The sequence below is a fragment of the Desulfohalovibrio reitneri genome (genome assembly GCF_000711295.1).
Taxonomy (GTDB): Bacteria; Desulfobacterota; Desulfovibrionia; order Desulfovibrionales; family Desulfovibrionaceae; genus Desulfohalovibrio; species Desulfohalovibrio reitneri.
The window spans coordinates 1,193,851-1,207,450 of the sequence record NZ_JOMJ01000003.1; the positions used below are offsets into that span (position 1 = coordinate 1,193,851).

The window sequence follows — 13,600 nt, forward strand, 5'->3', positions numbered from 1 at the left end:
CCGGATGTTCACCACCGAAGTCAAAGGCGTGGTATTCGACCTCGACGGCGTCATCACCGACACCGCCGGGGTGCACGCCGACTCCTGGGAGAAAATGTTCAACGACTTCCTCCAGGACTACGCCGAGCGCAACAACGTCCCCTTCCTGCCATTCGACAAGTACGACGACTACCAGAAGTATGTGGACGGCAAGCCCCGCTACGCCGGAGTGAAGAGTTTTCTGGAGTCCCGGGGCATCAAGCTGTCCTACGGCACCCCGGAGGACTCCCCGGACGAGGAGACCATCTGCGGCCTGGGCAACCGCAAAAACGACATCTTCCAGGCGATTCTCAAGGAAAAGGGACCGGAGGTCTTTCAGACCTCGGTGGCGTTCGTGGAATCCCTGCGCGCCGAGGGCCTGAAGGTGGCCGTGGCCTCTTCCTCCAAGAACGCCCGCCTGGTGCTGGAGCTGGCCGGGCTGGACGGGCTCTTCGACACCGTGGTGGGCGGCATCCGCTCGGCTGAACTGCAACTGGCCGGCAAGCCTGAACCGGACATCTTCGTCACCGCGGCCAAGGAGCTGGGCCTGTGGCCCGGCGAGTGCATGGTGGTGGAGGACGCCATCTCCGGCGTGCAGGCCGGCCGGGCCGGAAACTTCGGCCTGGTGCTGGGCGTCTCCAGGACCACCTCGCCGGAGCTTTTGCGCCGCTTCGGCGCGGACAAGGTGGTGCAGGACCTCTCGGAAATCCCCCTGGACGAGATCCACAAATGGTTTCTGCACGGCATCGAGAAGGACTCCTGGCGGCTGACCTACGAGGGCTTCGACCCGGGCGACGAGAAATTGCGCGAGACCCTGACCACCGTGGGCAACGGCTTCATGGCCACCCGGGGCTCCTTCGAGTCCGAGTCCGCCTCCTTCAACTTCTATCCCGGCACCTACATCGCGGGCATGTTCAACAAGCTGCCCAGCGAGGTCCACGGCCGCACCATCTACAACAACGACTTCGTCAACTGCCCCAACTGGACGGCGGTGGAGATCAAGATCGGCACCTCCGACTTCAAGAGCCCCCTGTCCATGGAGCTTTTGAACTACACCCACGCCCTGGACATGAAGAAGGGCGTGATGATGCGCACCATCATTTGCCGCGACGGCCTGGGGCGGCTCATTCGGCTGCACACCAAGCGGTTCGTGTCCATGGCCAACCGCAACCTGGCCTGCCAGCAGTTCTGCATCACCCCGCTCAATTTCTCGGACACCGTGACCATCCGCTCCTCCCTGGACGGCAATGTCATCAACGCCGGGGTGGCCCGCTACCGGGCGCTGTCATCCAACCACCTGGACTTGATGGGCTTGGGAGCCACCGACGACGGCGTCAGCCTGCACGTCAAGACCAAGGCCTCGAACTACCATTTGGTCATGCGGGCCAAGACCCGCGCCTTCGAGAACCAAAAGGAGATCCCCCTGGCCAAGCGGGTGGTCATTGACGGGGCGCGCATCAGCGAGGAGATGGACGTTTCCCTGCGCGAGTCGGCCACCTGCACCTTCGAGAAGCTGGTGGCCGTGCACACCACCCTGGAGGAGGAAACCCCCATCCCGGAGGAGGCGGAGCAGGCCGCCATCAAGACCCTCGACGGCATCCGAACCTTCCGCCAGGCCAAGACCCCGCACGCCCGGGCCTGGGAGAAGCTGTGGGAGAAGGCCGACATCGTGGTCGGCGGGGACCGTTTCGTGCAGAAAGTGACCCGGCTGCACATCTTCCACCTGCTGAGCACGGCCTCGCCCCACAACACCGACCTCGACGCGGGCATGCCCGCGCGCGGGCTGCACGGCGAGGCCTACCGGGGCCACATCTTCTGGGACGAACTCTACATCCTGCCCTTCTTCGACCTCAATTTCCCGGACATCGCCAAGGCGTTGCTCACCTACCGGGTCAAGCGGCTGGACGCGGCCAGGGAATACGCCCGCAGCATCGGCGCGGAAGGGGCCATGTACCCCTGGCAGACCGCGGACGACGGCGGCGAGGAGACCCAGGAGGTGCATTACAACCCCGAGTCGGACAGCTGGGGGCCGGACCTCTCGCGGCGGCAGCGCCACGTCTCCATCGCCATCTTCTACAACTTCTGGCGCTACTACACGATCTCCGGGGACAAGACCTTCCTGCGCGACAACGGCGCGGAGGTCATGCTGGCCATCGCCCGCTTCTGGGCCTCCATCGCCAGCCTGGAGGAGGACGGCCGCTACCACATCCGGGGCGTCATGGGCCCGGACGAATTCCACGAGAAGATGCCCGATTCGGACGAGCCGGGGCTTTCGGACAACGCCTACACCAACATCATGGTGGTCTGGCTCATGGAGAAGGCCCTCTCCCTGATGGATATCCTGCCCAGGCAGACCCGCGACCGCCTGCTGGAGGAGATGAACCTCACCGAGGAGGAAACGGCCAAGTGGCGGGACATGACCCGGCGCATGAAGGTCATCATCGACGAGTCCGGCGTCATCTCCCAGTTCGAGGGCTACATGGACCTCGACGAGTTGGACTGGGACCACTACCGCCGCCACTACTACTCCATCCACCGCATGGACCGCATCCTCAAGGCCGAGGGCGACAGCCCCGACCACTACAAGGTGGCCAAGCAGGCGGACGTGCTCATGACCTGGTACGTCCTCTCCCCCGAATCCGTGGCCCGCATCCTGGAGCAGCTGGGCTACCCGGTTGAGGACCCCTACGAGCTGCTGCGGGTCAACTACGACTACTACAAGCCGCGCACATCCCACGGCTCCACCCTGTCCAAGGTGGTGCACGCCGTGGTTTCCAACTTCATCAACCGCACCGAGTCCGCCTGGGACTGGTTCCTGGAGGCCATGCGCTCGGACCTGTTCGACACCCAGGGCGGCACCACCATCGAGGGCATCCACACCGGCGTCATGGCCGGAACCCTCATGACCATCGTGCGCTACTTCGCCGGGGTGGAGGTCCACTCCAAGCAGCCCATCATCAACCCCTCGCCCCCGCCGCACTTCAACGGCCTGGCCCTGCGCTTCTGCCACCGCCGCGTGTGGTACAATCTGCGCATCGGCCGCGAGAGCATGAAGATGTGGCTGGAGAGCGACCGCCGCACCCAGTCCGTGTTCCAGTACAAGGGCGAGATGATCTCCCTGCCGCCCGGCGAGGTGGTGGAACTGCCCCTGGACGGCGTGGACGGAAAGCCGGAATAGGCCGGGCGGAAAATGGACGTAAAAAAGGGCGCTCCCCCGACGGGGGAGCGCCCTTTTTTACGTCTCGTTGGCCCTGTCCGGGCTACTGCTCGGAGCCGGGCATCTTGGGTTCGGGCTGCTGGCCCTCGCCCTCGCCCTCGGGCGCCTTGAGAGTGACGTCCACGTCCATCTCGTCCATGGCCTTGATGACGTCTGGGGTGACGTCGGCCGAGGGGGCGTAGGCCATGACCTGGTCCTTGACCAGGACGGCGGTCAGGCCCTTCTCCTGGCGAATCCGCTCCACGACCTTCTCGAAGGCCTGGCCGATCTGCTGGTTGAGGCGCTGCTGGGCCTGGGACAGCTCGTCGCGGGCCTGTCCCACGGCCTGCTGCATGGCCTTGCGCTGCTCCTGGGTGGCGTTCTCGCCCATGTCGGCCTGCATGGACTGCAGCTCGCCGGAGAGGTTTTCGCTCATCTCCTTGAGCCCGGCCATGCCCTCCTTGGCCACGGCGCTGTCCTCCATCACCTTCTTGGCGTCCACCACGCCGATGGCGGGGGCCGCGTCCTTGGCCCCGGACTGTCCGCCCTGGTTGCACCCGGTGAGGAAAAGACCCAACAAAAGGGCGGCCAGCAGCAGCATCGGAAGTTTGTACGTGTTTCTCATTTCGCCTCCGTTTGGCAACTTTTCAAAAGCAGGTCCATCACCTCATAGTCGGTGAAATCGAACCTGAGGGGGGTCAGGGTGATCCAGCCTTCGGTGAGCAGGGCGCGGTCGGTGTCCTCGCTCAGCTGTTCGGGCGGGATGACCCCGTCCAGCCAGTAGTAGGGCCTGCCGCGCGGGTCCTGGCGCTGGTCGTACCAGTCGCGGTAGGGGGCCCGGGTGTGGCGGCAGACCTTCAGTCCCTTGACCTGCTCGATGGGCAGGTCGGGGAAATTCATGTTCAGGACGCAGCGTTCGCGCAGTCCCTCCCAGGACATGGAGGCCACGAAATCCGCCAGATAACGGGCCTGTCCGGAAAGGTCCTCGGGGTTGAAGCCGTCGAAGGAGACGGCCATGGAGGGCAACCGCATGAGCGCGCCCTCCGTGGCAGCGGAGACCGTGCCGGAGTAGAGGATGTCCACCCCGCAGTTGCCCCCGGCGTTGATGCCGGAGACCACCAGGTCCGGCTTGCCCTCCATGAGGGAGGACAGCCCCAGCTTGACGCAGTCCGCCGGAGTTCCGGAAACGCCGAAGCCCCGGAAGCCGTTCTCCTTGAAGTTCTTCACCCGCAGGGGCTGGGACAGGGTCACGGCGTGCCCCACGGCGCTCATCTCGGAGATGGGCGCCACGCAGACCACCTCGTGCCCCGCCTCCTTCATGGCCTTGTACACGGCGCGCAGGCCAACCGCCTGGATGCCGTCGTCGTTGGTCAAGAGTATCCGCATCGTTCTCCTCTCCGGGGGGGGAACCGCCCGCCCGGAACAAATCGGCCCCGCTTCGGGGCCGATGGCGTTTCGCGTTTGCCGGGGCTCACATTGACAATCCGGCATCTTTGGGGGCACACCTTGCCTTCAAGCCGGACCGGGGAAAGCCCAAGGCACCCCTTGTAGTCATCCCGGCCATAATCTGCAAGGACCATGCCCCAGAAATCCGCCTACATCAGGGACTTCACCCCGGGAAGCCACGTCTCGGACCTGTTCCTCATCTCCGAGGCCAGGCTGGGCCAATCGCGCAACGGTCCCTTCTGGAACCTGCTGCTGTCCGACGCCTCCGGGAGGGTGGAGGCCAAGATATGGTCACCGCTGTCCCAGCGCTTCGAGGGGCTGGCCTCCGGACAGGTGGTGCGCGCCTCCGGCCAGGTGGAGGTCTTTCGGGAGAAGAACCAGCTCAACATCCGCGAGATGGAGGTTCTCGACGAGCCGGACCACGACCTGCTGCAAGGGCTTGTTCCGGTCTCCGAAGTGCCGCCCGTGGAGCTCATGGAGCGACTCGAGGACCTGCTGCGCGAGCACCTGACCCACAAACCGTGGAAAACCTTCGTCTTTAAAGTGTTGAACGACGAGGAGGTGCGCGCCAGGATGCTGGCCGCGCCCGGAGCCAAGGCCATCCACCACGCCTACTCCGGCGGCCTGCTGGAGCACACCCTGGCCGTCTGCCGCATCTGCGCCAGCCTGGCCGCCCTGTACCCGGAGGTGGACAAGGAGGCGCTTTTGGCCGCCGCCGCCTTCCACGACCTGGGCAAGGCCTGGGAGCTGACCTCCGGCCCCGCCTCCGGCTACACCGCCGAGGGCCGCCTGCTGGGGCACATCAACCTCTGCCTGGAGATCCTGGAGCCCTTCTTCCGCCGCTGCAAGTCGCTGGACGAGGAGCTGGTGCTGCACTTCAAGCACATGATCCTCTCCCACCACGGCGAGTACGAGTTCGGCTCGCCCAAGCGGCCCAAGACTTCCGAGGCCATGCTGCTCCACTACGCCGACCAGATCGACGCCAAGATGAACACCGTGGCCCAGGCCTTCGAGCCCGAGGCCGAACCCGGCGACTTCTCGCCCTTTGTGCGGGCCCTGGACCGCTTTCTCTACAAACCCGCCCGCACCCCCCGCAAGGACCGCCCCAAGGACGACAAGGAGCCGCCGCAGTGTTTGTTACCTTTGAAGGGATAGAGGGAACCGGCAAGACCACCCAGATAGCCCGCGCCGTGGAGCACCTGCGGGAAAACGGCCTGGAGGTGGAGACCACCCTGGAGCCGGGCGGCTCCCGCCTGGGCCGCGAACTGCGGCGCATCCTGCTGTCCATGGAGAGCCGCGACCTGACCGGCCGGGCCGAGCTTTTCCTCTACCTGGCCGACCGCGCCCAGCACGTGGAGACCTTCATCCGCCCCGCCCTTATGCGCGGCGCGGCCGTCATCTCCGATCGCTACGCCGACTCCACCGTGGTCTACCAGGGCTACGGCCGGGGGCTGGACCCCAACCTGCTGCACCGCCTCAACGACACCGCGGTGGACGGGCTGTGGCCCGACCTGACCATTCTGCTGGACATCGAGCCGGAAACGGGCCTCAAGCGCGCCTTCGACCGCAACATCCGCGAGGGCAAGCAGAACAAGGAAGGCCGCTTCGAGGCCGAGGCCATGGACTTCCACCAGCGCGTGCGCGAGGGCTACCTGACCTGGGCCGCCCTCAATGCCGACCGCTTCGCGGTGGTGGACGCCTCCGGCTCGCCCGACGAGGTATTCGCCCAGGTGCGCGACGCCCTGGACCGTGCCCTGGCCATACGCCAGAGCTAGACCGTCCCTTCCCCCTCTCCACCACGTCCAGGCGGCTTCCAACCGTCCTGGACAGCCGCCGCCGCATCTGCCATATACTAGACGCCTAAAAAGCGTGCGTCAGGACCCGGCCGTTCTCCCGGCCGCAGCCACCAACCGAACACGGAGTACCCTCCATGCGCCGCATCGGCTGTTTCGTGCACTGCAATGGCTTCCTCATCCAGTTGACCAATTGCACCGAGCCCTCCGGGCCGGCACACAGGTAGCGCCAGGCACTACGAATGTCCGACGCACGCCTGTCTCTTTCGCGCCTCGCGCGCGCCCTGCCCGATTTGCTGTTCGCCCTGCTGGTCCTGGCCGGAGTGGTCTGGCTCATGGCCATGGGGTCCGAGCGGCTGGGCTACAACTGGCAGTGGCACCAGGTGCCGCCCTACCTTCTGGATCTCGAGGACGGCCTCTCCCCCGGCCCCCTGCTGGCCGCCCTGGCCGAGACCCTGCGCATCGCCGGGGTGGCCTTGCTGCTCTCTTTTTTCTTCGGTCTGGCCGCGGCCGTGCTGCGCCTCTCCCCGTCGCTCATCGGCCGGGCCGTGGCCCGGGGCTATCTCGAACTTATCCGCAACACCCCGCTGCTCATCCAGATATTCTTCATCTATTTCGTCCTCGGCCCCATGCTGGACATCCCCCGCTTCTGGGCCGGGGTGCTTGCCCTGTCCCTGTTCGAGGGTGCCTACGCCTCGGAGATCATCCGCGCGGGCATCACCTCCGTGGCTCGGGGCCAGTGGGAGGCGGCCCACTCCCTGGGGCTGTCCGTTCGCCACACCTACCGCAGGATCATCCTGCCGCAGGCCCTGCGGCGGGTAATTCCACCGCTCACCTCCCAGGCCGTGGCCCTGGTCAAGGATTCGGCCCTGCTGTCCACCATCTCCATTTTCGAGCTGACCCTGCGCGGGCAGGTCATCGTGGCCGACACCTTCCTCACCTTCGAGATCTGGTTCACCGTGGCGGCCTTGTACCTTCTTGTCACCTTAAGCCTCTCGGCCCTGTCGGGAGCCCTGGAACACCGTTTCAAGGTGGAGACGTGAGCCTCATGGCATTCCAGACCGAGGACCGGGCGCCCGTCCGCCCGGAAAAGCCCCCGTTGGGGGACGTCATCGTGCGGGTGCGCGACTTGGTGAAAACCTTTCCCGGCGGCACCACCGCCCTGGACCACGTCAACCTGGACGTGCGCCAGCGCGAGGTGGTGGTCGTCGTCGGCCCCTCCGGCTCGGGCAAGTCCACCCTGCTGCGGTGCTTAAACGGCATCGAGGACCGCGACTCCGGCGAGATCGTGGTGGACGGCGCGCCCCTGGACGGTTCGCGCAAAAACCGCGACCTCATCCGCACCGAGGTGGGCATGGTTTTCCAGTCCTTCAACCTCTTCCCGCATATGACCGTGCTGGAAAACGTCTGCCTGGCCCCGCGCCTGGTGCGCGGCCGCCCCTCCAGGGAGGTGGAGGCCGAGGCGCGGGAGCTTCTGGAGCAGGTGGGGCTTAAGGACAAGCCGGACAGCTACCCCGCCCACCTCTCCGGCGGGCAGCAGCAGCGGGTGGCCATCGCCCGCGCCCTGGCCATGCGGCCCAAGGTCATGCTCTTCGACGAGGCCACCAGCGCTTTGGATCCGGAGATGATCGGCGAGGTGCTGGACGTCATGCGCGATCTGGCCCGCGAGGGCATGACCATGATCGTGGTCAGCCACGAGATGGGCTTCGCCCGCGAGGTGGGCGACCGCGTGATTTTCATGGACGAGGGGCGCGTGGTGGAAAAGGCGGGGGTCGAGGACTTCTTCCTGCAGCCCAAAAGCGAACGAACCAAGGCCTTTCTGGCGCAAATCCTGTAACCCGGCGCGAGCCGGAAAACAGCGGAGCGAACATGAAGTGCAAACGTATCGCCGCCCTGATGGCGGCGTTGATCCTCACCCTGGCCGTGGCCCTGCCCGCCTCGGCCGACGTGCGGCAGGAGCTGACCAGCCAGTCCACCATCGAGAAGGTGTTGGAGCGCGGCGTGCTGCGCGTGGGCATGTCCACCTTCGAGCCCTGGGCCATGAAGGACGCCCAGGGCGAGTTCATCGGCTTCGAGATCGACGTGGCCAAGCGGCTGGCCGAGGACATGGGCGTGGAGCTGGAACTGGTTTCCACCCAGTGGGCCGGCATCATCCCCGCCCTGCTCACAGGCAAGTTCGACGTCATTATCGGCGGCATGTCCATCCGGGCGGACCGGGCCAAGAAGGTCAACTTCTCCATCCCCTACAACTACACCGGCATGGCCATCGTGGCTTCCAAGGAAAAGGCCGAGGGCTTTGACGAGCTGGCGGACTTCAACAAGTCCGGGGTGGTCATCGCGGCCCGCACCGGCACCACCGCGGCCAAGGCGGCCCGCAAGCACATGCCCCAGGCCGACCTGCTGCTCTTCGACCAGGAGCCCCAGGCCGTGCAGGAGCTGCTCAACGGCAACGCCCACGCCTTCGTCTCCACCGCGCCCAAGCCGGGCTTCGAGGCGGCCAAGCACCCGGAGAAGCTCTTCCTGCCCTTCTCCGGCACCTTCACCAAGGAGCCCAACGCCATGGCCGTGCGCAAGGGCGACCCGGACACCCTGAACTACCTCAACTCCTGGATCCGCGCCGTGGCCGCCGAGGGCTGGTTCATGGAGCGGTTCAAGTACTGGTTCGAATCCCGCGACTGGGAAGGCCAGCTCAAGTAGCCAACCATCCGGGGCCCCGGTCCGCCGGGGCCCCGCCATTTTCCCATGCTGCCCGGCAAACCCGCCACATTCACCCGTCTCGATCTCCTCCTCGGCCTGCTGCTCGCGGCCGGGGCGGCTTGGCTCGTCCTGCGCGCGGGGGCGAACCTGGACTACGACTGGGACTGGTCCGTGGTGAGCCGCTACCTGGTCAAGACCACCCCGGACGGCGTGGCCCCCAACCTGCTGCTGGAAGGGCTCTTCACCACAATCAAGCTGGCCCTGTGGTCCATGCTCCTGGCCCTGCCCGTGGGCACCATCGCCGGGCTGGCCCGGGCGCGCGGGCGGCTGGGGCTGCGCCTGCTGGCGCGGGTGTACGTGGAGTTCGTGCGCAACACCCCGCCCTTGGTGCTCATCTTCATCTTCTACTTCTTCGTGGGCGACCAGGTCATGACCGCCCTGGGCGTGCAGGAGGCGGCCCGCGCCCTGCCCGATTCCATGCGGCAGACCACGGCCTGGCTGGCGGCCGAACCGGGGCGCCTGGCTGCCTTCGCCTCGGCCGTGCTCACCCTGGGGCTGTACGAGGGGGCCTACATCGCAGAGATCGTCCGCTCCGGGGTGCAGTCCATCGAACGCGGCCAGTGGGAGGCGGCCTACGCCCTGGGGCTCTCCCCCTGGCAACGCATGCGGCGGGTGGTGCTGCCGCAGGCCTTCCGCCGCATCGTGCCGCCGCTGGCGGGGCAGTTCATCTCCACCATCAAGGACTCGGCCATCGTCTCGGTCATCTCCATCGGCGAGCTGACCTTCCAGGGCATGGAGATCATGGCCACCACCTACCAGACTTTCGAGATATGGCTGACCGTGCTGGGCATGTACCTGGCGCTGTGCCTGACGCTGTCGCTGCTTTCCCGCAGGCTGGAGGCCTATCTGGCCCGCTGGGGCTTCTAGGCCGGGTGCGTACGCCATTCCCCTCCGCTTTTCCGAGTGCCATGCGGCGGAAAAGCGGTCCGGGTGTTGACATCCGCGCCCTCTCCACTACGATGGCGGCTTGAATCGCAAAATGCAAAGGACGGTACCATGCCTCCCATCAAGTTCTGGGGTCTCTCCACCTGCATCCACTGCAAGAAGGCCAAGGAATTTCTCGACGAACGCGACGTGAACTACGACCTGACCTACGTGGACAGGCTCTCCGGTGACGAGCGCCAGCAGTGCATCGACGAGATCAAGAAGCACAACAAGGCTCTCTCCTTCCCCACCATCGTCTTTGACGACGGGGAAACCGTTGTGGTCGGCTTCAATTCCGAGGAGCTGGAGTCGGCCCTGGAGAACTGCGGCTACACTCCGGAGAAGTAATGGACGCCAAGCAGCTCTACGAAAAGCTAAAGCCGCTGCAGGAGAAACAGGGCTACCAGTTCAACAAGGACATGACCTACACCATGCCCCTGCTGGAGTCGCTGCTGGTGAACAAGGAGCGACACGGCTACATGGCCTGTCCCTGCCGCCTGGCCACCGGCGAGTACGAAAAGGACCGCGACATCATCTGCCCCTGCACCTACCGCGGCCCGGACGTGGAGGAATACGGCGCCTGCTTCTGCGCCCTGTACGTCTCCGACGACTACAACCAGGAGCGCATGGACAAGAAGACCGTGCCCGAGCGCAGGCCGCCGGAAAAGGTCATGGAGGCCCTCGAGGCCAACCTGGGCGGCGACTAACCAACCCGCGCACACCATCGACGCCGCGCGGCCCCGGTTTTCCGCCGGGGCCGCTTTTTTTGCTCCGCGCCGCGTGCTACTCTTGGCGCATGTCCAAAGCCATCACCCCCGACTCCCTGGCCGTGCTGGAAGTGCGGCTTTTCTGGCAAAGCCCCGAGGCCTCCTTCGAGGAACGCTACCTGGCCCGCAAGGCCAACCTCTGGCGCGACTGCTTCCCGCCCGGCGTGGAAGAGGAGCTGGTGGGCAAGGGACCGGGCGACTCCGTGCCGTTCTCCCTGGAAGCGGGCGAGGCCGTCCCCGCCTACTCGGAACAGCGCGTGGACCGCCTGCCCTGGCGCGACTACCTGCCCCGCGCCGTGGCCGGGCGGGAGATCCCCCTGCGGCCGGGACGCTTCTACCCGCAGGGGGTGCTGCGGCTACCAAGCGTCCACCCCCAGACCGCCACGCCCTTCCGCCTGCTGGACAAGGACGACCAGGGCCTGACCTGCGACCGCAACCACCCTTTCGCCCGCTTCGCCGCGCGGGGCGAGGTGCACGTCATCAACTGCCGGGAAAAGACCGGCGACACCGGCGGAGCCTGCGCCATGTGGCTGGAGGACGTGCTCAACTTCGGCCCCGGCATGCAGGCCCGCTTCCATGGGCGACCCACCGACTTCTGGGGCGGCGACTACCCCCTGCCGCGCGCCGAGGAGACCCCGGACGCCGAATTCTACGCCTCGCCCAAGCTCACCGGCCACGTGGACTCCCAAGCCTCCGAGCACATCCGCGACATCACCATGCGCTCCCTCGCCCCGGGCATGGAGGTCCTGGACCTCATGGCCTCGGTGCAGTCCCACCTGCCCGACGGCCACGGCCTGCGGGTCACCGGCCTGGGCCTCAACACCGAGGAAATGGCCGCCAACCCCCATCTGGACAGCCACACGGTCCACGACCTCAACCGGGATCCTTCCCCGCCCTTCGCGGACAACAGCTTCGACGCCTGCTTCTGCCACCTCTCGGTGGAATACCTGCGCGACCCCCTGGCCGTGTTCCGCGAGGTCCGACGCGTGCTCAAGCCCGGCGCGCCCTTCATCCTCACCTTCTCCGACCGCTGGTTCCCGCCCAAAACCACCCTGGTCTGGCCGGACCTCCACCCCTTCGAACGCCAAGGCTTCGTCCTCGAACTCTTCCTCCGCGCGGGGGGCTTCACCAACCTCCACGGCACCTCCCACCGCAACTGGTGGCGCCCCGCCGACGACCCCCACTACGGCCAGATCTTCACCGCCGACCCCGTCTTCGCGGTGCAGGGCGAGGCGGTGTAGGGAAGGGAAGAAGAAAATATGGGGGAGAGAAGGAAACTTTTGGAAAAGTTTCCTTCTCTCCCCCATACCCCCTCTCATCCTTCAAAACTCTTTACCGCTCGCTTCGCTCGGGGGCGTGGTGCGAAGAACGCGGCTGGCGGGGGACATCAGCCCAATTTCGCGTCCAGCGCGTCTGATACTTCACGACCAACGTGAAAATACCCTCAGCCCCGAGCCCCACTCGCACATTCGCCGGAGTGCTCCCCACCAGCGCACCACCTTCCGTAATCCCGCGTCACATATGCAAAGTTACTTTGCCTCGGGTCCAGGGCCGAGCAGGCCCTGGTCGCCCGCAGGGCGAAATTGTACTGCCCCCGGTTTAGCAAGCCTTTTTTAAGAGAGTCCGCGAGTTGATCAGTTCCTGCTCGGTTGTCACCGGGGTTTTATACCCCAGCGCCGAGTGCAGGTAGCCTTGGTTGTATTCTTCGATCCAGGAGCCCAAGGCTTGGCAAAAGGCCGTCGGGCTACGCCATTCATTAATCCAGACCAGCTCTTCCTTCATGGTGCGCATGAAGCGCTCGGTGTCGGCATTGCCTTTTGGGTTGTTGTAGCTGGTGAAGGCGAGTTTGATGTCCATGACGCGGCAAGCCTTCATGAAGCTCGCCGAGGTCGGCTGGCAGCCGTTGTCGGCCATGAGATGAAGACCGCCGTCGCGCACGCCTTCGGGGAACTGCCTGCCGACAGCCGCGTTGAGCGCCGAGAGCCAATGCCACGCCTTGGCCTGGTCGCCGGCGTAATGGCCGACGACCTTCTTGGTGCGCCAATCAAGCACAATGACCACGTACAGCCAGCCGTAGCCGTCAATCTTGATTTTGGTCATGTCGATACCCCACCACTCGTTGGGTCGCGTGGGCCGGGGCTTGACGCCGGTCGGCCTGCGTTTGGCCTTGAGTCGCAGGTTGGGCTTCACCGTGAGGTCATGCTCGCTCATGAGCCGGTAGACGCGATTTTTGCCGACGACTACGCCGTCCACGAAGCGCAGAAACGCCCAGACCCGACGGTATCCCCAGAACGGATGGTCGGCCTTGATGCCGCGAATGCGGGCCAGGAGGTCGGCGTTGCGCTCGGCGACCTTTGCATATGGTCCACGCTTCATCCGAACGGCCCGCTTTTTTTTAGCTCAATGGTCAACTCACCGATCAGGCTTTTGAGCTTCATGTTCTCGCGCTCAAGCTTGGCCGTACGCTGTGCGCCGTGCTCGGTCTCGAACGCTTTGTGCGCCTGGGCAAGGAATTGATCGCGCCACTTGTAGTACTGGTTCTGCGAGATGGCGTACTCGGCGCACACTTCGCCCACGGGTCGTCCTCGAAGGCCTTCGAGGACGACCCGAGTCTTCTGCTCCGGGGTCCACTTCCGTCGCTTCATGGCAAACCTCCTGCCTGTTGAGAAGCCACGGACTTCCACTTAAATCAAGGCTGT

The 13,600-nt window shown here is 65.6% G+C and carries 14 protein-coding genes; 10 read left to right on the forward strand and 4 right to left on the reverse strand.

Annotated elements, in window-relative coordinates; all coding sequences use genetic code 11:
* The first annotated feature begins 4 nt into the window (after window positions 1-4).
* Window positions 5-3,196, forward strand: coding sequence for a beta-phosphoglucomutase family hydrolase (locus N911_RS0106280; RefSeq protein WP_035104433.1), 3,192 nt, complete (start codon window positions 5-7; stop codon window positions 3,194-3,196).
* Window positions 3,197-3,278: 82 nt separating this feature from the next.
* On the opposite strand, the gene N911_RS16665 is transcribed toward N911_RS0106280, so the two are convergent.
* The gene (locus tag N911_RS16665) at window positions 3,279-3,839 is read right to left on the reverse strand and encodes an OmpH family outer membrane protein (protein WP_029895417.1); all 561 of its coding nucleotides are present in this window, start codon (window positions 3,837-3,839) and stop codon (window positions 3,279-3,281) included.
* Window positions 3,836-4,600 carry a 5'/3'-nucleotidase SurE gene (gene surE, locus N911_RS0106290; protein WP_029895419.1) on the reverse strand — a complete coding sequence of 255 codons (765 nt, stop codon included), beginning with the start codon at window positions 4,598-4,600 and terminating at the stop codon, window positions 3,836-3,838. Before surE ends, N911_RS16665 begins: the two co-directional genes overlap by 4 nt.
* Before the next feature lie 192 nt (window positions 4,601-4,792).
* Here surE and N911_RS0106295 point away from each other — a divergent pair, with 192 nt between their 5' ends.
* From N911_RS0106295 to N911_RS18765, 9 genes are all read left to right on the forward strand, one after another.
* Entirely contained in the window at window positions 4,793-5,815 is a 1,023-nt protein-coding gene (locus N911_RS0106295) for a 3'-5' exoribonuclease YhaM family protein (protein WP_029895421.1), read from the forward strand.
* Entirely contained in the window at window positions 5,791-6,435 is a 645-nt protein-coding gene (gene tmk, locus N911_RS0106300) for a dTMP kinase (protein WP_029897651.1), read from the forward strand. The genes N911_RS0106295 and tmk overlap by 25 nt, the downstream gene beginning before the upstream one ends.
* 260 nt (window positions 6,436-6,695) lie before the next feature.
* Window positions 6,696-7,496: an amino acid ABC transporter permease gene (locus N911_RS0106305; RefSeq protein WP_029895423.1), complete on the forward strand. Its 801-nt coding sequence runs from the start codon at window positions 6,696-6,698 to the stop codon at window positions 7,494-7,496.
* Window positions 7,497-7,564: 68 nt separating this feature from the next.
* A complete protein-coding gene (locus tag N911_RS0106310; RefSeq protein WP_029895425.1) occupies window positions 7,565-8,290 on the forward strand; it encodes an amino acid ABC transporter ATP-binding protein in 726 nt (241 codons plus the stop codon).
* 32 nt (window positions 8,291-8,322) lie between these two features.
* Window positions 8,323-9,150 carry a transporter substrate-binding domain-containing protein gene (locus N911_RS0106315; protein WP_029895427.1) on the forward strand — a complete coding sequence of 276 codons (828 nt, stop codon included), beginning with the start codon at window positions 8,323-8,325 and terminating at the stop codon, window positions 9,148-9,150.
* Window positions 9,151-9,195: 45 nt separating this feature from the next.
* The gene (locus N911_RS0106320) at window positions 9,196-10,077 is read left to right on the forward strand and encodes an amino acid ABC transporter permease (RefSeq protein ID WP_029895432.1); all 882 of its coding nucleotides are present in this window, start codon (window positions 9,196-9,198) and stop codon (window positions 10,075-10,077) included.
* 129 nt (window positions 10,078-10,206) lie between these two features.
* Complete coding sequence (locus N911_RS0106325) at window positions 10,207-10,482, forward strand: glutaredoxin family protein (protein ID WP_029895434.1); 276 nt, start codon at window positions 10,207-10,209, stop codon at window positions 10,480-10,482.
* On the forward strand, window positions 10,482-10,841 hold the full coding sequence (locus N911_RS0106330; protein ID WP_029895436.1) for a ferredoxin-thioredoxin reductase catalytic domain-containing protein: 360 nt from the start codon (window positions 10,482-10,484) through the stop codon (window positions 10,839-10,841). Before N911_RS0106325 ends, N911_RS0106330 begins: the two co-directional genes overlap by 1 nt.
* 89 nt (window positions 10,842-10,930) lie before the next feature.
* Complete coding sequence (locus tag N911_RS18765; RefSeq protein ID WP_029895438.1) at window positions 10,931-12,142, forward strand: methyltransferase domain-containing protein; 1,212 nt, start codon at window positions 10,931-10,933, stop codon at window positions 12,140-12,142.
* 358 nt (window positions 12,143-12,500) lie between these two features.
* Here N911_RS18765 and N911_RS0106340 read toward each other — a convergent pair whose 3' ends face one another.
* The gene (locus N911_RS0106340; protein WP_051693969.1) at window positions 12,501-13,277 is read right to left on the reverse strand and encodes an IS3 family transposase; all 777 of its coding nucleotides are present in this window, start codon (window positions 13,275-13,277) and stop codon (window positions 12,501-12,503) included.
* Window positions 13,274-13,546: a transposase gene (locus tag N911_RS0106345; protein WP_029895442.1), complete on the reverse strand. Its 273-nt coding sequence runs from the start codon at window positions 13,544-13,546 to the stop codon at window positions 13,274-13,276. Before N911_RS0106345 ends, N911_RS0106340 begins: the two co-directional genes overlap by 4 nt.
* Window positions 13,547-13,600 lie beyond the last annotated feature (54 nt).